Genomic DNA, 19618 nt, shown 5'->3' with positions numbered 1-19618 from the left:
TCTGTTTTTAATGTTTTCGCGGCTTCACGAGCAAACGCTTCTAATTGCTTCTGATCCATAACTGCTTATCCTTTTCCAAATAGTAGGATTATAAATAAGCAGTTACACAGTTTTTATTACAGTCTCTATAGTTTTTATTTCTAACAATGAGAGCGAGGGTAGGTTGTTACCTACCTTTTTGCTTTCTGTAGCCATCTATCTAATGAATTAGCAAAATTCTGTTTATCTTTATCTGAAAATTTATTTGGCCCTCCGCTTATTTGACCAACACTCCGTAGTTCTTCTGCTAAGTTTCGCATCGCTAAACGTTGGCGCACATTATCAGCTGTATACAACTCTCCTCGAGGGTTAAGGGCTATGATACCTTTTTCAACTAATTCGGCTGCTAGTGGGATATCTTGCGTAATAACAAGATCATTTATTTCTACATGTTGGCTAATGTAGTTATCAGCGACATCAAACCCTTGCGATACTTGAATTGTTTTAACTAAAGCACTTCTTTTTACTGGTAAGGGTGAGTTAGCAACAAAAATAAGAGCGGTCTGTGTTCTTGTACTTGCTCTTAATACCATTTCTCTTACCGCTACAGGGCAAGCATCTGCATCAATCCAAATTGTCATGGACACCTCTTTATAACTAAAGAGGTAATATAACAAAATTTGTAAGGTTAATTAATATTTAAATTAGATCTAGAATGTAAGTAATTGAAAATGCGTATTTAATATGATTGTTACTTATATTTTTAACTTTTTTTTTATATTTTTATTAAATAGCTGTTGACACCTTTTTAAAGCACTATATAATCTTTTTTAGCTTGAAAGTTCGTTTTATATTTATGTTCATTGTTTCGTATTAATGTACTGAATCCTATAATTCATAAGTAATAGCAACACTTCTAGCAAACTGCCTTGGTTTCAAGGTTAAATTACTCAAATAAAATAGGATATACACATGTCTACAACTACTGGTACAGTTAAATGGTTCAACGAATCTAAAGGTTTTGGTTTCATCGAGCAAGAAAACGGTCCTGACGTTTTCGCACATTTCTCTGCTATCGCAAGCACTGGTTTTAAAACTCTTGCTGAAGGCCAAAAAGTACAGTTCACTGTTACTCAAGGTCAAAAAGGTCCTCAAGCAGAAAACATCGTAGCTCTTTAATATTGCTTCGGTGAGCATTTAGTGCTCATTCTGATTGAAAAAAAGGTAAGTTACTGACTTGCCTTTTTTTATACCTGAAAAAAATTTCACCCACTTTTCCTAATCCCCTGTGAAGATTAAACTATCGCTTCAAGTGGTAATTTCACTGTAAAAACACTTCCTTTACCAATCTCGCTAGAAACGGTTATTTCTCCTTTATGTTGATGAATGATCGAATAGCTAATAGATAATCCTAACCCAGTGCCTTTGCCTAACGGTTTTGTTGTATAAAAAGGCGTGAAAATTTCATTTATTTTCGTTTCTTCAATGCCTGTTCCTGTATCTGAAATTTGAATATACAAATAATGCTCTTGTACATGTGCTTTGATAAATACAACTTTCTCTTCAGAGGTTTCAACAGAGTCTTTTGCATTGATAAGTAGATTTACTAGAACTTGCTCAATTTGTGTTTTATTACAATATAGATCAGCTAAAGAAGGGGGAATCACTTGTCGTAATTCAACTTCATCTTGTCTGTATTGATTAATTACAATTGCAATTACACTATCAAAAATATCAGCTGTTTTTTCTATTTGATAGTTATCAAGTTCGCTATCACGCCCAAAGCTACCAACTTGTTTTACGATTTTTTCTATGCGTTCAATTTGAGTCACAATAGTAGCCACATTTCTTTCAACTAAGTGGTAGTTTTTGCTACTTAAATTATCTTGGCACATATCTGTATGAATACAAATTACTTGTAGAGGTTGATTAATTTCGTGAGCAATACCGGTTGCAATTTCACCTAAGGAGGTTAATTTATTTGATTGTATTAGTTTGGCTTCACTACTTCTGTATTCGTTACTTATTTGTTTTAAACGGTTATTACTATCAATAATTTTTTGGCGCATATTTAAGTGAATACTGTAAAATTTGACACTAGCGGCTGCTAAAAACGATAGTAATAACGTTAATATTAGAATTAGCCCTTTATCTCGAGGTGTTGCATCAGACCAAATCATTAACGTCCATTCTCGACCGTAAATAGGAACACTAAATTGCTCTGTTACGTCATTAATATGCATAGTCTTAGGTAATGAAGTAAATAAAGTAATTCCATCCTCTGAAAGTGAAAATGGTTTGACGATTTGATAATTTGCTATTTCATGTTGCAATAACTTATCAATATCGATAGCGACTTCTACATAAGCAATTAATATTTGGTTTATTACGATAGGAAATTGTAAATCAAATGCCATTTTATGGTCATCTGTATAATAACCTTTACTAGTATAAATTGAGTCTGCAGTTAATTTTTCTGCTTTCATAGGAAGATGTTGTCTATCTCGTAGCTGTCTTTTTCTATGAATCAAATTTTCATTTTCAAAGGATGATTGAGAAGGTAATCGTAATTTAGTTTTTTCTATTAATGGAAAGTATTTTATTGATACTATAAATGGATTAAGTTTTTTTAAAGTATCTGTATCGGCTTGCCAGTGTTGGTTAATATCATTTATTGTTTGCCAGCGATTAACTATCAATGAAATTTGATTCGCATTATTCTCAATATTACCTTGAATGTTGTAGCGTATATTTTGACTTTCTATCTGAATAGTCTGCTGTTGTCGTTTTTTTTCATCCAGGGTTAATTGAACTGAAATTAGATATGAAAGACTCACTCCAATTAGAAAGACAAAAACACTATATATATTTGATTTCAACTTATTTCCTTAATACACCTAATGCTATATTCAGCTAGATTAGGCATAATACGTTAAATAAAATATTTTTTAGATCCAAGCGATCATTATTGAGATTATAAGCAAGGAATTGATATGTCAGCGTTAGGTTTTACTACAAAGATAGTGCATTCAGATCATAAATTAGGTTTAGAAGCTGGGGCGGTCCATGCTCCAATTCATAACTCGGTACCTTATGGCTTTTCAGATGTGCAAGGTTTAATAGATGTCTTTCAAGGGCAACCAGGCCATGCCTATGCACGAACTTCAACTCCAACTTTAGATGCGTTATGCCAAAAAATCCAAAAGATGGATAATGGTGTTGCAACGGCTGTTTTTTCTTCTGGTATGTCAGCTATCGTAGCAACGTTTTTAACCTTATTAAAAGCAGGCGATCATGTTATTTGTAGTCGTTTTCTCTTTGGTAATACAACTTCTTTATTAAGAACCTTAGAAGGTTACGGTATTGAGATTACATTAGTTGACGCGACTGAAATAAAAGAAGTTGAAAAAGCATTAAAACAAAATACAAAAATGGTATTTGTGGAAACAATTGCTAACCCTGTAACACAAGTAAGTGCATTAGCTGAAATTGGTGATTTTTGTGAAAAAGAAGAATTAGTTTATGTTGTTGATAATACAATAACATCTAGTTTTCTTTTTGATGCTAGAGCAGTTAAAACAAGTTTAATTGTTACCTCACTATCTAAATATGTTGCTGGCCACGGTAATGCAATGGGCGGATCTGTAACGGACACTGGTTTATATAACTGGGAAAATTATCCAAATATCTATGAAGGTTATCGCAAAGGTGATAGCAAAATGTGGGGTATTAGCCAGATTAAGAAAAAAGGATTGCGTGATATGGGAGCATGTTTGAGCTCTCAAGGTGCACACCTTATTTCAATAGGCAGTGAAACCATGGAGCTACGTATGCAACGCCAAGCCGTTAATGCAATGGCTTTAGCTGAGTTATTAGAAGATCACCCTAAGGTTGCTAAAGTTTATTATCCTGGTTTAGCATCTCACCCTCAGCATGTTCGAGCAAAAACATTATTTAATGGTTTTGGTGCATTATTAAGTTTTGATTTAATTGATGATATCGATTGCTGCGAGTTTTTAAATAAATTAAACCTTGTTATTAGTGCAACCCATTTAGGTGACAACCGAACACTTGCTTTACCTGTTGCTCCAACAATTTACTTTGAGATGGGGTTACAATTACGCCAAGAAATGGGGATCAGTGAGAATATGATCCGCTGCTCTGTAGGTATTGAAAATACTGCTGATTTAATTGCCGATTTTAAACAGGCATTAGCTTAATTCAAAAGGTATAAAAAGAGGTCAATGACCTCTTTTTAGTAAATATGTTTTCGCTAATAAAAACCTTGATACTTCTTCTATTGTTTTCTCAATGCACTTTTGTTTATGCACAAATGAGCGACGATATAATTAAATTGAAAGCTCGTTCACTTGCTAATTACAAAGTTTGTGAGCAGTTAGCCAATGAGTCTGGTGATTTGGTCATGGCTTATTATTATGCTGAGATGCTAAAGAATAGTGATATAGAAAATGAAGTTTATACAAATGAGCAAGGTCAAGTTATTGCCAAGGAAGAAGTAAAGTCATTAAAGGTTTTAAATCAGATTGACAGTGCTAGTATGCTCCAGCTCTGTCAAAATCGATTTGCTCCTATTTCCCGTCAGTATTATAAAACTCAGTTAGAAAATAAGCGTTAAACGAAAGAGGGGAATGTTAAAATTAAGTCTTAGCTTAATCTTTAACTGTTCCCCATACTTTTGTCGTATCAACCATAGGTGTTGTTTTCTCGTCTGTTTTAATTACTTTTTTTGCTGCTTTAGGTTTAATTATTTTTTCTATCTCTGATGCATCATCGGTATTCTTTTTAGCTTCTGCTTTTTTTACTCGAATTATATTTCCAGCTAATTTATATCCGTTTAACTGTTTGATAGCAGCTTTTGCTTCACCTACTTTTGGCATTTCAACAAAGGCAAAACCTTTTGATTGTCCTGTTTCTTTATCTAAAACAAGATTGCATGACTGGACGTTACCATGCTCTTTAAAGAGAGATAGTATTTTTTCTTCAGTGGTTGCTTTAGCAAGGTTGCGTACTAATAATTTCATTTGAGCCTACTTAATTGAATAATTTTTATTATTTTAGCAGGAAGTGGAATGGATTGTAGATTAAAGCTTGATTAATTCATTCCAGCTCAGGTTAAATTTGAATTGTCGTAAATACATATATAGAAGAAAATTCTATTTTTATTAATTTTTATTCATTGCTTAAACATGTAATAGAAAATGAATTCATCCTTTCAATTTGCTATAATTCTGCCAATTTTATAAACAACTCCTTTTTGCAAAATATAAATGCTCATATATTAAGAGATAACTAAAAATGGCAGACGCTAAGTTTCTAGAAGCCGTCAATTGTAGACGCACATTCGCAATCATATCTCACCCTGATGCGGGTAAAACAACAATTACGGAAAAAGTACTGTTATTCGGTAATGCATTACAAAAAGCCGGTACAGTAAAAGGCAAAAAATCAGGACAACATGCCAAGTCAGATTGGATGGAAATGGAAAAAGATCGTGGTATTTCAATCACAACTTCTGTTATGCAATTTCCGTATGGTGATGGTTTAGTTAATTTATTAGATACTCCAGGACATGAAGACTTTTCTGAAGATACTTACCGTACGCTAACGGCTGTGGATTCATGTTTAATGGTAATTGATGCTGCTAAAGGTGTTGAGCAACGTACGATTAAATTAATGGAAGTGACACGTTTACGGGATACACCGATCATTACATTTATGAATAAATGTGACCGTGATACTCGTGATCCTGTTGATCTTATGGATGAAGTAGAAGATGTCTTAAATATTGCTTGTGCACCTATTACTTGGCCAATTGGCATGGGTAAAGAGTTCAAAGGTGTTTATCATCTATTGCGTGATGAAGTGATTTTATATGAATCTGGTCAGGGGCATATGATTCAAGATGTTCGCATTATTAAAGGCTTAGATAATCCTGAGTTAGACAAAGTATTACCTAATCATGCAGATGATTTACGTGAAGAGATGGAACTTGTATTAGGTGCTTCTAATGAGTTCGATTTAGAGATGTTTTTAGCTGGAGAATTAACTCCTGTCTATTTTGGTACGGCTTTAGGTAACTTTGGTGTTGACCATGTGTTAGATGGGTTAGTTGAATGGGCACCAAAACCTCTTCCAAGAGAAACCGTGCAGCGCGTTGTTGAGCCAACAGAAGAAACCTTTTCTGGATTTATTTTTAAAATTCAAGCGAATATGGATCCAAAACATCGTGACCGTATTGCATTTATGCGTATTTGTTCAGGTAAATATGAAAAAGGCATGAAGATGCATCATGTTCGTACTGGAAAAATGGTTAGTATTTCAGATGCTGTTACCTTTATGGCTGGTGACCGTACAGCTTCTGATGAGTCATTCTCTGGTGATATTATTGGTTTACATAACCATGGTACCATTCAAATTGGTGATACTTTTACCATTGGTGAAGATCTTAAATTTACAGGTATCCCAAACTTCGCGCCTGAGATGTTTCGTCGTATTCGTTTAAAAGATCCTTTAAAACAAAAGCAATTGTTAAAAGGGTTAATGCAGTTATCTGAAGAGGGCGCTGTACAAGTATTTCGTCCATTACGTAGTAATGATTTAATTGTTGGTGCCGTTGGTGTGCTTCAGTTTGAAGTGGTTGTGCAGCGATTAAAATCAGAATATAAAGTGGATGCAATCTATGAAGGAATAAGTGTGGCAACCGCTTTATGGGTTGATTGTGATGACCCAATAAAAATGGCTGAATTTGAGAAAAAAGCTTACGATAATTTAGCATTAGATGGCAGTAATAACTTAACTTATGTTGCACCGACTATGGTTAATTTAAACTTAGCTATTGAGCGTTACCCGGATATTCGTTTCCGTAAAACACGGGAACATTAATCTTATTAATAGGTTAACCTTACAAAGCGTCTTTTAGGCGCTTTTTTTATTTAGAGACGTTACAAAGGTGAGATATGTTTATCGATAGTCATTGTCACTTTAACTTTGCTTGCTTTAATACAAATCGAAAGCTTTTGATGTCACAGCTTATTGATAGCAACATTAGTCATATCGTAATTCCCGGAACCGATGCAAAACGATGGGCTGAGATTATTAAATTAGCTGAAAATAATCATAATATTTATTTTTCGCTAGGCATCCACCCTCATTTTTTAAGAGATTTTGATGAACAAGATTTAACATATTTAAAAGAATTGTTATTACTTACCCGTCAGCAAACAAATAGTAAGTGTGTTGCGCTAGGCGAAATTGGTTTAGATAAATTAATTGAAACTGATTTGATACAACAAGAGGCTATTTTTTTGGCACAATTAGCGCTTGCTCAATCTTTGAAATTACCGGTGATTTTACATATTGTAAAAACACAATCACGAGTTTTAGCATTACTGAAACAAAGTAAGTTTAATTGTGGTGGGATCTATCATGCATTTTCAGGTAGTGAAGAAATAGCAAATGAGTTTATTAAATTAGGTTTTAAATTAGGTGTTGGTGGTGTTATTACATACCCTAATTCAACGAAAACAAAACAAACTATAAGTAGACTGCCGTTGAACTCTTTAGTACTTGAAACAGATGCGCCTGACATGCCAATTTATAAACAAAATACGCTAAATAATTCACCATTAAATTTAAAAATTATTTTTAATGAATTGTGTAAATTAAGAAAAGAACCGATTGATGTCATTGAACGAGAACTGTATCTAAATTGCCAAAGCATTTTTTCTATAATCAATGACTAATGTGCTTAAGTAGCGTAAAATAGTCGCCTTTCTAAATACAGTTAGCGAAACATGGTTTCCAAAATAAGGTAATGCACAACATGACTCAATATCCAATGACAGCAAAAGGCGCTGATATTTTACGTGCTGAATTAGAGCAGTTAAAAACAGTAAAACGCCCTGAGATTGTTCATGCGATTGCAGAAGCTCGTGAACATGGTGATTTAAAAGAAAATGCTGAATATCATGCTGCTCGTGAGCAACAAGGATTTTGTGAAGGTCGAATTCAAGACATTGAAGCTAAATTATCTAACGCTCAAATTATTGATGTAAGTAAAATTGCAAATAACGGTAAAGTTATTTTTGGTTCGACGGTTACTATTTTAAATATAGAAACTGATGAAGAAGTTACTTATCAAATTGTTGGTGATGATGAGTCTGATATTAAAAAGAATTTAATATCGATTAATTCTCCAATTGCACGTGGTTTAGTTGGAAAGAATATCGATGATGAAATTTCTATTACCACCCCAGGTGGCGTAATTGATTATGATATTATTAAAGTGGAATATATTGCTTAATAATATGATAGTTAATAAAAAACCCAGATAAACTGGGTTTTTATAGCTATAAAATAGTTTTCAACGTTTTTATTATTTACGTGGTAATTCTATTTTCTTTTCTTCGCTAGGACGATATAAAACAACAATGTGCCCAATTTTAGCAATAGCAAGTGCTTCAGTTTCACGCACAATGGCATCAATGATTAACTGTTTTGTTTCACGATCGTCAGTTGCTACTTTTACTTTAATTAATTCGTGGTGACTAATAGCATTTTCAATCTCTGCTAAGACGCCTTCGGTTAAGCCATTTTGGCCTAATAAAACAACTGGATTTAGTTTATGAGCTAAACCTTTTAAATATTTTTTCTGTGTGTTTGATAAATTCATGCAAATATCTTTCATTAAGGGTTGAAATCGGTTCATTCTACCCTTAAATATTAACCTTTACTATTTAGATTATTATTTATCCTAATTATTCATCCGCTAAGGAAGTTATTGTGGCAAAACCAGACAGTACAAATCGTCTTAAAAAGAGTGCATCGGGTAGTTCTAAACGATGGATGCATGAACATGTAAATGATTTTTATGTGAAAGAGGCTAATAAACAAGGTTTGCGTTCACGTGCGGTTTTCAAACTGGATGAAATAAACGGTAAAGATAAATTGATTCGTTCGGGTATGACCGTTGTTGATTTAGGTGCTGCTCCAGGTAGTTGGTCGCAATGGGCGGTAGATAAGGTTGGATTAAAAGGCAAAGTCATTGCCTGTGATATTTTACCAATGGATTCAATTGCTGGTGTTGATTTTTTGCAGGGAGATTTTCGTGAAGAAGTTGTCTTAAATGCATTATTACAACGTATTGGAGATAATAAAGTTGATGTCGTGTTATCAGATATGGCTCCCAATATGAGTGGTAACACCGGTATTGACCAACCTAAATCAATGTATTTGGTTGAGCTTGCTTTGGATATGTGTCGAGATGTACTTGTTAAAGACGGTAGCTTTATTGTTAAAGTTTTTATGGGCGCAGAGTACGAGTCATTTATGAACGATGTTCGAAAATTATTTAAATCAGTCAAAACCCGAAAACCAGATTCATCAAGAGCGAGATCGCGCGAAGTTTATTTAGTGGCGACTGGTTTTAAACTGTAGTAATCTGCTTTATTATTAACACTCTTTTCATTTTTTAACATGAGGTTTACATCTTGAACGATATGGCAAAAAACCTAATATTGTGGTTAGTCATCGCAGTAGTCTTAATGTCTTTATTCCAAGGATTTGGTTCAGACGACACTAAAAAAGCACAAATCGACTACACGACTTTTAATAAAGAAGTAAGCCAAGGGCAAATTCAACAAGTACAGATTAATGGTCAAGAAATTAAAGGGCTAAAAAGTAATCAAAGTACTTTTGTCACTTATATTCCTGCTCCAGATTTAGATTTGGTAAATTACCTAATTAAAAATAATGTAAAAGTTGAAGGGACTCCGCCAGAAGAAACAAGCTTCCTTGCTTCTATTTTTGTTTCATGGTTCCCAATGCTGTTATTAATTGGTGTTTGGATCTTCTTTATGCGCAACATGCAAGGTGGCGGTAAAGGTGGTGCGATGTCCTTTGGTAAAAGTAAAGCCAAATTGATGAGCGAAGATCAAATCAAAACGATGTTTTCTGATGTTGCTGGCTGTGATGAAGCTAAAGAAGATGTTGTTGAATTAGTTGATTATTTAAAAGATTCGACTAAGTTCCAAAAATTAGGTGGCCGTATACCAACAGGTGTTTTATTAGTTGGTCCCCCTGGTACGGGTAAAACATTACTAGCAAAAGCCATTGCGGGTGAAGCTAAAGTGCCATTTTTCTCTATCTCAGGTTCTGATTTTGTAGAAATGTTTGTTGGTGTTGGTGCATCACGTGTTCGTGACATGTTTGAACAAGCTAAAAAATCAGCTCCTTGTATTATCTTTATCGATGAAATCGATGCTGTCGGTCGTCAACGTGGCGCAGGTATGGGCGGCGGTAATGATGAGCGTGAACAAACATTAAACCAAATGTTAGTTGAAATGGATGGTTTTGAGGGTAATGAAGGTATTATCGTCATCGCTGCAACTAACCGCCCCGATGTATTAGATGCTGCACTACTTCGTCCAGGTCGTTTTGACCGTCAAGTTGTTGTTGGTTTACCTGATGTACGTGGTCGTGAACAAATATTAAAAGTTCACATGCGTAAAATCCCTCTTGATGAAGATGTGAAAGCAACAGTACTTGCTCGTGGAACACCTGGCTTTTCAGGTGCTGATTTAGCTAACTTAGTTAATGAAGCTGCTTTATTTGCTGCACGTGGTAACAAACGTACTGTTTCTAAAGAAGATTTTGAGCAAGCTCGCGATAAAATATTAATGGGTGCTGAACGTCGTAGCTTAGTGATGACAAATAAAGACAAAGAGTCTACAGCTTATCATGAAGCAGGGCATGCAATTGTAGCTAAGTTAGTGCCACAACATCACCCAATTCATAAAGTGACCATTATTCCTCGTGGTCGAGCACTAGGTGTAACTCAGTTTTTACCTGAAGGTGATCAAATCTCTCAGAATAAAGATGAGTTAGAAAGTAGTATCTCTGTGGCTTACGGTGGTCGTATTGCAGAAGAGCTTATCTACGGAGCTCAGAAAGTATCTACAGGTGCATCACAAGATATCAAGCAAGCATCTGCAATTGCTCGTGCTATGGTGACTGAATGGGGCTTCTCTGAAAAATTAGGACCTATTTTATTAACTGGTGAGCAAGGTAGTTTACGTTCTAATGTTGTTTCTCATGAAACAGGAAAAATTATTGATGATGAAGTAAAAGCCTTTATCGATACAAACTATAAACGTGCTTATCAACTATTAACGGATAATATTGATATTTTACATGCGATGAAAGAAGCATTGATGAAATATGAAACTATCGATTCAGATCAAGTTGATGATTTAATGGCTCGAGTAACAGTTCGTCCACCAACAGATTGGGATGAAGAGTTAGAAAGTGCTAAATCAAAAACATCTGAGAAATCAGAATCAGTTACTCCTGATGCTGTGAATGAAAGCCAAGAGACTGAAGCAGTTAAAGAAAGTGATGAGCCTGAAGTGAATGAATCTTCAAAAGACGATGTCACTGCAGATAAAAATAACGATAAATAAATCGTTTATTTTATCCAGTAATAAAAAACCTAAGCTTGCTTAGGTTTTTTTTAATCCAGCATTTATCCAAAAGTATAAATTATGATATTAACCAGTGGTAAAAAACAACTTTCTTTAGAGTTCCCCCAGATAATGGGGATTTTAAATGTGACGCCAGATTCTTTTTCAGATGGTGGAAAGCATACTCAAATAGATAAAGCTTTAAGTCATGCTCAGAAATTGGTGGAGCAAGGGGCTTCAATTATTGATATTGGTGGTGAATCAACTCGACCAGGTGCAAATGATGTTTTGCTAGATGAAGAGTTAGTACGAGTTGTTCCTGTTATTGAACGTATTAAGCAAGAGCTTGATTGTTGGATTTCAATTGATACTAGTAAAGCTGAAGTGATGACTGCTGCTGTAAACGCAGGAGCTGACATTATTAATGATGTTAGGGCATTACGTGAAGATGGGGCATTAACAGCCGCTGTTAATGCAAATGTACCCGTTTGTTTAATGCATATGAAAGGCCAACCTAGAAGTATGCAAGTGGCGCCTAATTATCAAAATGTTGTGCATGATGTTAGAGAGTTTTTAATTCAACGCACAGAGCAATGTATTAGTGCTGGCATAAAACCTAACAATATTATTATTGATTTGGGCTTTGGATTTGGTAAGTCGTTACAACACAATTTTGATTTGTTGAACGCGACTGATCAATTTTTAACATTAGGATTTCCAATTTTAACGGGTGTTTCTAGAAAATCCATGTTTGGTCAATTGCTAAATCGTGATATAAATAGTCGTTTAGCAGGTAGCTTAGCTGGAGCAGTTATTGCAATGCAGCAAGGTTCAAAAATAATTCGAGTTCATGATGTCGCAGAAACAGTGGATGTGATGAAAGTATTACAGCAAGTGAATACCTTTAAATAACAAAGGTATTACTGATTATTATAAGAGTTTCTCATGAAAAAAAAGTATTTTGGTACTGATGGTATAAGAGGTAAAGTTGGGGCTTCTCTTATTACCCCTGAATTTGCATTAAAGTTAGGTTGGGCTGCTGGTCGCGTATTAGCAAAAGCCGGTAATAAAAAAGTACTTATCGGTAAAGATCCTCGCATTTCAGGCTATATGCTTGAAGCCGCATTACAAGCAGGATTGACCTCTGCAGGTGTTATTCCTGTATTAATGGGGCCTATGCCTACACCTGCCGTTGCATATCTAACACATACCTTCCGAGCAACTGCTGGGATTGTTATCAGCGCATCACATAACCCATATTATGATAATGGGATTAAATTTTTCTCTGATGAAGGTCTTAAATTATCAGAGAAAGTTGAATTAGAAATTGAAGCTGAAATTGATAAAGAACTTAAATGTGTTGATTGTAGTGAAATGGGGAAAGCATACCGAATTAATGATGCAGCAGGTCGTTATATTGAGTTTTGTAAAAGCACTTTCCCATCATCATACGATTTAAGTGGATTAAAAATAGTTGTCGATTGTGCAAATGGTGCAACTTATCACATTGCGCCTTTAGTTATTAGTGAATTAGGGGCTGAAGTTATTGCCATGGGAGTTGAACCTAATGGTATTAACATCAATCTAAATTGTGGTGCGACTAGTATGCAGGCTTTATCAGAAAGAGTCGTTGCAGAAAAAGCTGATTTTGGTATTGCATTTGATGGTGATGGTGATCGCGTCATGATGGTTGATCATACTGGATATGTTTTAGATGGTGATGAACTTTTATATATTATCGCTCGTAATAAATTACGCGAAGGTACTTTAGGCGGTGGTGGTGCCGTTGGTACGACCATGTCTAACTTAGGTTTGGAGAAAGCATTAAAAGCATTAGGTATTCCATTTGATCGTTCTGATGTTGGTGACCGCCATGTGATGGAATTAATGAAAAAGAATGGGTGGAGCATTGGTGCTGAAAATTCAGGGCATGTTATTTGTTCTGAACATCTTGCTACAGGCGATGGTATTGTTTCTGGTTTGCAAGTAATGAGTGCAATGCAAAGCAGTCGCATGAATTTACATGAATTACGTCAAGGGATACGTAAATATCCACAGATTCTTGAAAGTGTTCGTTTTAATAACCAGATCGATCCACTACAAGATCCAGATGTACTTGAAGAATTAGCTCGTATTGAAGACCTGTTAGGTTCTCGAGGTCGAGTATTATTAAGAAAATCAGGAACAGAGCCTGTTTTCAGAGTAATGGTTGAAGCTGATGAAGATGAAGATACTGTCATCGCTTATGCAAAATCTTTAGCAAGTAAAGTGAAAGTTTAACTGATACTCGAATATCAAATGTAGAGTAATAAAATGCAAGTGGTTGAGGTTTTTTTATACACTTTTATAAAGAAGCGACATTCGCCACTATTTTGTATCAATATTCACTTGTGATCCGACCTTGCATTGGGTAGTATTCGTCCGCTTCTTTGTGGGAGCATGGAAAGTTTTAATAAGATAAATTAGGTATATAAAATATGTATGAGATGCTGTTAGTTCTTTATTTAATTGTTTCAATTATTTTAGTTGGTTTTGTATTAATCCAACAAGGTAAAGGAGCGGGTATGGGTGCTTCATTTGGCTCAGGTGCTTCTAACACAGTATTTGGTGCAGGTGGCTCGGGTAATTTTATGACTCGTACTACAGGTATTTTAGCTTTAGCATTCTTTGTATTAAGTCTTACATTAGGTAACCTTTCTACACACAAAGTATCAGTGAATGATGATTTCTCAAATTTAGCTGTTGATCATGTTGTTGAAAAGCCAGTTGAAGTGGATACATCTACACAAATTCCTGAGTAATAATTTAGCGGATATGGTGGAATTGGTAGACACGCAGCCTTGAGGGGGCTGTGGCTTAGGCCGTGAGAGTTCAAGTCTCTCTATCCGCACCAATTATAGAATTCTGATTGCACTCAGATCACACTTTATATATAATGTGCTGGTTTTCAGAAAGTTAGAAATAAAATAATCCTCAATGTTTTTAAAAAATATTGTTTTTTAGAATTTTAGTTTCAATGTTTATTTGTTAAGTGAATGTTGAAGCATCGCAGTACAGTCGCGAGATGGAGCAGCTTGGTAGCTCGTCGGGCTCATAACCCGAAGGTCGTAGGTTCAAATCCTGCTCTCGCAACCACATTTAAGTGTATGTTTTAAGAGAAAGGTCGTCGGGCTCAACTCTTAATAAAACACTGGCGAAGGTGGTTTTTTAAATATCACTTTCGTAACCACATTCGATATTGTAGTTTTCAATCGCAATATCTTGTTTGATTTACTCAAACAAAAAGAATGAAGCTCCAATTTATTGGGGCTTTTTTGTTATTTACGTATTTGAATTTAGATTGAGATACGTTTACTAACAACTTATGTTTATCAAAAATAAACATAAGTTGTTAATTAAATAGGGCTATATGCCCTTTTTTTGTTTCTGAAAGGGGATAGATTTGGCAAGTTTAGAAGAGCGTCTAACTGAAATGTTAGCACCAAGTGTAGAAGATCTTGGATATGAATTAGTAGGGGTTGAATATGTACGTGCGGGTAAACACTCGACATTACGCGTTTATATCGATCAAGAAGCAGGTATTTTGGTTGAAGACTGTGCAGCAGTAAGTCGTCAAGTAAGTGCTATTATGGATGTTGAAGATCCAATCACTAATGAATACACGCTAGAAGTGTCATCTCCAGGTTTAGAAAGACCATTATTCACTGCGTCACAATATGCTGCATTTATAGGTGAAGAAGTTAAAGTGCAATTACGTATGCCAATTCAAAATCGTCGTCGATGGAAAGGTGTAATTAGTAATGTCGATGGTGAAATTATTTCCATTGCTGTTGAGGGTAAAGAAGAGCGTTTTGCGCTGAGTAATATCCAAAAAGCGAATATAGTTCCAAAATTTGATTAATTAGGGCGTTAAAAATGAATAATAAAGAAATTTTATTGGTTGTTGAAGCTGTTTCAAATGAGAAAGGCTTACCAAGAGAAGCGATTTTTGAAGCATTAGAAAGTGCATTGGCTATTGCAACTAAAAAGAAATATGAATTAGAAATCGAAGTTCGCGTAGATATTGATCGTGAAACAGGTCATTTTGATACTTACCGTCGTTGGTTAGTATTAGAAAGTGAAGCTGAAATGGAAAATCCAGCAAAAGAAATGACTTTCGAAGCTGCACAATACGATAGCCCTGAAATTCAAGTGGGTGAATATATTGAAGATGAAATCGATTCAGTAACATTTGACCGTATTACAACACAAACAGCAAAACAAGTTATCGTACAAAAAGTACGTGAAGCTGAACGTGCACAAGTTGTTGCTCAATATGCCGAAAAAGAAGGTGAATTAATCACTGGTGTTGTTAAGCGTATGACACGTGATAGCATTTTATTAGATCTTGGAAATAATGCTGAAGCAGTTATTTTCCGTGATGAAATGTTACCTCGTGAAAATTTCCGTCCTGGTGACCGTTTACGTGGTTTATTATTTGCTGTTCGTCCTGAAGCTCGTGGTGCTCAGTTATTTATGACGCGTACACAACCTGAAGTATTGGTTGAGTTATTTCGCTTAGAAGTGCCTGAGATCGCAGAAGAAATGATCGACTTAATGGGCGCTGCTCGTGATCCTGGTTCTCGCGCAAAAATTGCCGTTAAATCAAATGACCAACGTATTGACCCAATTGGTGCTTGTGTTGGTATGCGTGGTGCTCGTGTTCAAGCTGTTTCAAACGAGTTAGGTGGTGAGCGTGTTGATATTATTCTGTGGGATGAAAACCCTGCTCAATTTGCAATCAATGCAATGGCTCCAGCTGAAGTTGCGTCAATTGTTGTTGATGAAGATACTCACAGCATGGATATTGCAGTAGAAGATGAAAATTTAGCACAAGCTATTGGACGTAATGGACAAAACATTCGCTTAGCATCTCAACTAACCGGTTGGGAACTAAATGTAATGACTGTTGCAGAATTAAAATCTAAACATCAAGCTGAAGCGGATAATGTTATTTCATTATTCACTGGTGCATTAGAAATTGATGAAGATTTTGCAGGTGTATTAGTTGATGAAGGCTTTAGTTCTTTAGAAGAAATCGCTTATGTTCCAGCTGAAGAGTTATTAGCAATCGATGGTCTTGATGAAGATATGGTTGAAGAGCTTCGTACTCGAGCTAAAGACGTATTAACAACTAAAGCTTTAGCAGATGAAGAAAGCTTAGAAGGTGCAAAACCTGCTGATGACCTATTAGCACTTGAGGGACTAGAAGCCCATCTTGCATTTGTGTTAGCAAGTAAAGGTATTATCACGTTAGAAGACTTAGCAGAACAAGCTGTTGATGATCTACTAGAGATTGAAAAACTAGATGCAGATAGAGCCGCTGAATTAATTATGGCTGCACGTAACATCTGTTGGTTTAGTGAAGATGCTTAATAGCGTCAGTAAGGAGAAATAAAGTATGTCAGAAATTCTATTAAAAGACCTCGCAAAAGACTTAAATAAATCTGAAGATGCATTGGTTAAACAATTTGCAGCTGCTGGTATTACAAAAAAAGCGAGTGACACAGTAAGTGTTGAAGAAAAAGAAAAATTAACGACTCATTTACAAAAGCAACATGGCGGTGAGCAAAAGCAAAAAATGACGCTACAACGTAAAACAAAAACAACGTTAAACGTTAAAGGTCAATCAAACGCAGTTAATGTTGAAGTACGTAAAAAACGAACTTTTGTTAAACGTACTGATGAAGAATTACAAGCTGAAAAAGCAGCTGAGCAAGCATTAAAAGCAGAAGCAGAAGCAAAAATACAAGCTGAATTAGATGCTAAAAAAGCACAAGCAGAAAAACTATTAGCTGAGAAGCTAGCTGCTAAAAAAGATGCTGAAGCAAAAGCGAAAGCCGCTGCTGTTGCAAATAAGCAAAAACAAGCTGCAACTAAATCAGTTAAAACAGAAGAACAAATTAAATTAGAAAAAGAACAGTCTGATTTGCAGAAAAAAGCGGAAGCTGAAGCGCTAGCTAAAGCAGAGAAAGATGCAGCAGAACAAGCTGAACTTGCTAAAAAACTAGCTGAAGAAAATGCAGCGCGCTGGGCAAAAGAAGAAGCTGACCGTAAAGCTGCAGAAGGTGGTGATTACCATGTAACAACATCTACAGAAGCTCGTGCAGCGGAAGATGCTGTTGATACTAAAGCAGAAGGTCCATCTCGTCGTAAGAAGAAGAAAAAAGCAGTCGCTGCTAAACCACTTGAAACAGTTTATAACCGTCGTGGTAATAATCGTCGTGGTAAAAAAGGTGCAACAGCTACACCACTTGCATTACAACAAGCATTTGAGAAACCAGCTGCTAAAGTTGAGCGTGATGTGAAAATTGGCGAAACAATTTCAGTTGCAGAATTAGCTAATAAAATGGCTGTTAAAGCAACTGAAGTAATTAAAGTAATGATGAAAATGGGAGCAATGGCAACCATTAATCAAGTTATCGACCAAGAAACAGCATCTATTGTTGCAGAAGAAATGGGCCACAAAGTAATTCTAACTAAAGAAAATGAGTTAGAAGAATCAGTAATGGCAGAAGCACAACAAGGTGGTCAAAAAACTTCTCGTGCACCTGTTGTGACTATCATGGGTCATGTTGACCACGGTAAAACATCATTACTTGATTACATTCGTCGTGCAAAAGTTGCTGATGGTGAAGCTGGTGGTATTACACAGCACATCGGTGCTTACCATGTTGAAACAGATAAAGGTATGATCTCGTTCCTAGATACTCCTGGACATGCGGCCTTTACTTCTATGCGTTCTCGTGGTGCTAAAGCAACAGATATCGTTGTACTAGTTGTTGCTGCTGATGACGGTGTTATGCCACAAACTATCGAAGCGATTCAGCATGCTAAAGCGGCTAAAGTACCACTTATGGTTGCTGTGAATAAAATCGATAAAGAAGGTGCTGACTTTGACCGAGTTAAAACAGAACTTTCTCAACATGATGTTATTTCAGAAGAATGGGGTGGTGAAAACATCTTCTCATTCGTATCTGCAAAAGTAGGTACAGGTGTTGATGAGCTATTAGATAGCATCTTATTACAAGCTGAAATGTTAGATTTAGAAGCTGTTTCAACAGGTCCTGCTTCAGGTGTTGTTATTGAATCTCGCCTAGATAAAGGTCGTGGTCCAGTTGCTTCTATTCTTGTACAGCAAGGTGAGTTAAAACAAGGTGACATCGTTCTTTGTGGTCTTGAGTACGGACGTGTTCGTGCAATGCGTGATGAAAATGGTAAGCCAATTGAAGCTGCCGGCCCATCTATCCCTGTTGAAGTACTTGGCTTATCAGGTGTTCCACAAGCAGGTGATGAAGCGACTGTTGTTAAAGATGAGAAAAAAGCACGTGAAGTTGCATTATACCGTCAAGGTAAATTCCGTGATATTAAACTAGCGCGTCAACAAAAAGCGAAACTTGAAAACATGTTCTCTAACATGGAATCTGGTGATGTTTCTGAACTTAACTTAGTACTTAAAGCGGATGTTCAAGGTTCACTTGAAGCGATTTGTGAGTCACTAAATAAACTATCGACAGATGAAGTTAAAGTTAACATTATTGGTCGTGGTGTTGGTGGTATTACTGAAACTGACGCTTCATTAGCATCAGCTTCTGGCGCAATTGTTATCGGCTTTAATGTTCGTGCTGACGCAACTGCACGTAAGTTAATTGATAACGAAGCAGTTGAGTTACGTTATTACAGCATCATCTATGATCTAATTGATGAAGTTCGCTCTGCAATGAGTGGTTTATTAGCACCTGAGTTCAAACAAGAAATTACAGGTATTGCTGATGTACGTGAAGTATTTAAATCTCCTAAGATCGGCGCAATTGCAGGTTGTATGGTGACAGAAGGTACTATTAAACGTAATAACCCAATTCGTGTACTACGTGAAAATGTTGTAATTTACGAAGGTGTACTAGAGTCACTACGTCGCTTTAAAGACGATGCAAACGAAGTGCGTAATGGCGTAGAATGTGGTATCGGCGTTAAGAACTACAATGATGTACGTGTAGGTGACCAAATAGAAGTATTTGAAACAATTGAAGTAAAACGTACTTTATAATTTCAAATCTTAATTACTATTAAGAATGGGGGCTTTTGCCTCCATTCTCATTTAAAAACAGCACTAAATAAGT

17 protein-coding genes, 2 tRNA genes and 1 pseudogene are annotated in these 19618 nt (G+C 35.8%); 16 read left to right on the top strand and 4 right to left on the bottom strand.

Translation table 11 applies throughout. The features are described 5' to 3' along the window. Nucleotides 1-170: 170 nt before the first annotated feature. On the bottom strand, nt 171-620 hold the full coding sequence (locus E2R68_RS12460) for a YaiI/YqxD family protein (RefSeq protein ID WP_134278011.1): 450 nt from the start codon (nt 618-620) through the stop codon (nt 171-173). A 331-nt stretch (nt 621-951) separates the two neighbouring features. Here E2R68_RS12460 and cspE point away from each other — a divergent pair, with 331 nt between their 5' ends. Next, on the top strand, nt 952-1158 hold the full coding sequence (gene cspE / locus E2R68_RS12455; protein ID WP_019613006.1) for a transcription antiterminator/RNA stability regulator CspE: 207 nt from the start codon (nt 952-954) through the stop codon (nt 1156-1158). A gap of 116 nt (nt 1159-1274) precedes the next feature. Here the strand turns inward: cspE and E2R68_RS12450 are convergent, their stop codons facing one another. Further along, a complete protein-coding gene (locus E2R68_RS12450; protein WP_134278010.1) occupies nt 1275-2858 on the bottom strand; it encodes a sensor histidine kinase in 1584 nt (527 codons plus the stop codon). Nucleotides 2859-2972: 114 nt separating this feature from the next. Between E2R68_RS12450 and E2R68_RS12445 the strand changes: the two genes are divergently transcribed. Next, nucleotides 2973-4199 carry a cystathionine gamma-synthase family protein gene (locus tag E2R68_RS12445; protein WP_134278009.1) on the top strand — a complete coding sequence of 409 codons (1227 nt, stop codon included), beginning with the start codon at nt 2973-2975 and terminating at the stop codon, nt 4197-4199. A 113-nt stretch (nt 4200-4312) separates the two neighbouring features. Beyond that, the gene (locus E2R68_RS12440) at nt 4313-4615 is read left to right on the top strand and encodes a hypothetical protein (RefSeq protein WP_134278008.1); all 303 of its coding nucleotides are present in this window, start codon (nt 4313-4315) and stop codon (nt 4613-4615) included. Nucleotides 4616-4784: 169 nt separating this feature from the next. On the opposite strand, the pseudogene E2R68_RS14145 reads toward E2R68_RS12440, so the two are convergent. Beyond that, nucleotides 4785-5021, bottom strand: a pseudogene (locus E2R68_RS14145) (RNA recognition motif domain-containing protein); the annotation flags it as partial. Nucleotides 5022-5295: 274 nt separating this feature from the next. Here E2R68_RS14145 and prfC point away from each other — a divergent pair. From prfC to greA, 3 genes are all read left to right on the top strand, one after another. Beyond that, complete coding sequence (prfC, locus tag E2R68_RS12430) at nt 5296-6882, top strand: peptide chain release factor 3 (RefSeq protein ID WP_134278006.1); 1587 nt, start codon at nt 5296-5298, stop codon at nt 6880-6882. A 74-nt stretch (nt 6883-6956) separates the two neighbouring features. Next, on the top strand, nt 6957-7742 hold the full coding sequence (locus E2R68_RS12425) for a TatD family hydrolase (RefSeq protein WP_134278005.1): 786 nt from the start codon (nt 6957-6959) through the stop codon (nt 7740-7742). Nucleotides 7743-7822: 80 nt separating this feature from the next. Continuing rightward, the gene (gene greA, locus E2R68_RS12420) at nt 7823-8302 is read left to right on the top strand and encodes a transcription elongation factor GreA (RefSeq protein ID WP_134278004.1); all 480 of its coding nucleotides are present in this window, start codon (nt 7823-7825) and stop codon (nt 8300-8302) included. A gap of 72 nt (nt 8303-8374) precedes the next feature. On the opposite strand, the gene yhbY is transcribed toward greA, so the two are convergent. Beyond that, entirely contained in the window at nt 8375-8671 is a 297-nt protein-coding gene (gene yhbY, locus E2R68_RS12415) for a ribosome assembly RNA-binding protein YhbY (RefSeq protein ID WP_134278003.1), read from the bottom strand. Nucleotides 8672-8781: 110 nt separating this feature from the next. Here yhbY and rlmE point away from each other — a divergent pair, with 110 nt between their 5' ends. The 10 genes from rlmE to infB all read left to right on the top strand — a co-directional run bounded on the left by rlmE (nt 8782) and on the right by infB (nt 19545). Beyond that, complete coding sequence (gene rlmE / locus E2R68_RS12410; protein WP_134278002.1) at nt 8782-9435, top strand: 23S rRNA (uridine(2552)-2'-O)-methyltransferase RlmE; 654 nt, start codon at nt 8782-8784, stop codon at nt 9433-9435. A 53-nt stretch (nt 9436-9488) separates the two neighbouring features. Continuing rightward, complete coding sequence (ftsH, locus tag E2R68_RS12405; RefSeq protein WP_208380238.1) at nt 9489-11459, top strand: ATP-dependent zinc metalloprotease FtsH; 1971 nt, start codon at nt 9489-9491, stop codon at nt 11457-11459. Between the two features lie 81 nt (nt 11460-11540). Continuing rightward, nucleotides 11541-12371: a dihydropteroate synthase gene (folP, locus tag E2R68_RS12400; RefSeq protein WP_134278001.1), complete on the top strand. Its 831-nt coding sequence runs from the start codon at nt 11541-11543 to the stop codon at nt 12369-12371. Nucleotides 12372-12404: 33 nt separating this feature from the next. After that, the gene (glmM, locus tag E2R68_RS12395; RefSeq protein WP_134278000.1) at nt 12405-13739 is read left to right on the top strand and encodes a phosphoglucosamine mutase; all 1335 of its coding nucleotides are present in this window, start codon (nt 12405-12407) and stop codon (nt 13737-13739) included. Nucleotides 13740-13936: 197 nt separating this feature from the next. Further along, entirely contained in the window at nt 13937-14260 is a 324-nt protein-coding gene (secG, locus tag E2R68_RS12390) for a preprotein translocase subunit SecG (RefSeq protein ID WP_134277999.1), read from the top strand. Nucleotides 14261-14267: 7 nt separating this feature from the next. After that, a tRNA-Leu gene (locus E2R68_RS12385) sits at nt 14268-14352 on the top strand. 165 nt (nt 14353-14517) lie between these two features. Then, a tRNA-Met gene (locus E2R68_RS12380) sits at nt 14518-14594 on the top strand. Between the two features lie 307 nt (nt 14595-14901). Next, nucleotides 14902-15360, top strand: coding sequence for a ribosome maturation factor RimP (gene rimP / locus E2R68_RS12375; protein WP_134277998.1), 459 nt, complete (start codon nt 14902-14904; stop codon nt 15358-15360). Nucleotides 15361-15374: 14 nt separating this feature from the next. Further along, the gene (gene nusA, locus E2R68_RS12370; protein ID WP_134277997.1) at nt 15375-16874 is read left to right on the top strand and encodes a transcription termination factor NusA; all 1500 of its coding nucleotides are present in this window, start codon (nt 15375-15377) and stop codon (nt 16872-16874) included. Nucleotides 16875-16899: 25 nt separating this feature from the next. Further along, nucleotides 16900-19545 (top strand): translation initiation factor IF-2, encoded by a 2646-nt coding sequence (gene infB / locus E2R68_RS12365; protein ID WP_134277996.1) that lies wholly within the window; start codon nt 16900-16902, stop codon nt 19543-19545. Nucleotides 19546-19618: the final 73 nt, after the last annotated feature.

This window comes from Psychromonas algarum (assembly GCF_004376845.1).
GTDB lineage: Bacteria > Pseudomonadota > Gammaproteobacteria > Enterobacterales > Psychromonadaceae > Psychromonas.
The sequence above is the reverse complement of the archived record's forward strand: the minus strand, read 5'-3'. Positions and strand labels throughout refer to the sequence as shown.

Excerpts from the sequence above, each read along its gene's own strand:
- E2R68_RS12445 (WP_134278009.1), top strand. The coding sequence starts at position 2,973 with ATGTCAGCGTTAGGTTTTACTACAAAGATAGTGCATTCAGATCATAAA.
- yhbY (WP_134278003.1), bottom strand. The coding sequence starts at position 8,671 with ATGAATTTATCAAACACACAGAAAAAATATTTAAAAGGTTTAGCTCAT.
- secG (WP_134277999.1), top strand. The coding sequence starts at position 13,937 with ATGTATGAGATGCTGTTAGTTCTTTATTTAATTGTTTCAATTATTTTA.
- E2R68_RS12425 (WP_134278005.1), top strand. The coding sequence starts at position 6,957 with ATGTTTATCGATAGTCATTGTCACTTTAACTTTGCTTGCTTTAATACA.
- nusA (WP_134277997.1), top strand. The coding sequence starts at position 15,375 with ATGAATAATAAAGAAATTTTATTGGTTGTTGAAGCTGTTTCAAATGAG.
- E2R68_RS12460 (WP_134278011.1), bottom strand. The coding sequence starts at position 620 with ATGACAATTTGGATTGATGCAGATGCTTGCCCTGTAGCGGTAAGAGAA.
- cspE (WP_019613006.1), top strand. The coding sequence starts at position 952 with ATGTCTACAACTACTGGTACAGTTAAATGGTTCAACGAATCTAAAGGT.
- folP (WP_134278001.1), top strand. The coding sequence starts at position 11,541 with ATGATATTAACCAGTGGTAAAAAACAACTTTCTTTAGAGTTCCCCCAG.
- glmM (WP_134278000.1), top strand. The coding sequence starts at position 12,405 with ATGAAAAAAAAGTATTTTGGTACTGATGGTATAAGAGGTAAAGTTGGG.
- infB (WP_134277996.1), top strand. The coding sequence starts at position 16,900 with ATGTCAGAAATTCTATTAAAAGACCTCGCAAAAGACTTAAATAAATCT.
- E2R68_RS12440 (WP_134278008.1), top strand. The coding sequence starts at position 4,313 with ATGAGCGACGATATAATTAAATTGAAAGCTCGTTCACTTGCTAATTAC.
- greA (WP_134278004.1), top strand. The coding sequence starts at position 7,823 with ATGACTCAATATCCAATGACAGCAAAAGGCGCTGATATTTTACGTGCT.
- prfC (WP_134278006.1), top strand. The coding sequence starts at position 5,296 with ATGGCAGACGCTAAGTTTCTAGAAGCCGTCAATTGTAGACGCACATTC.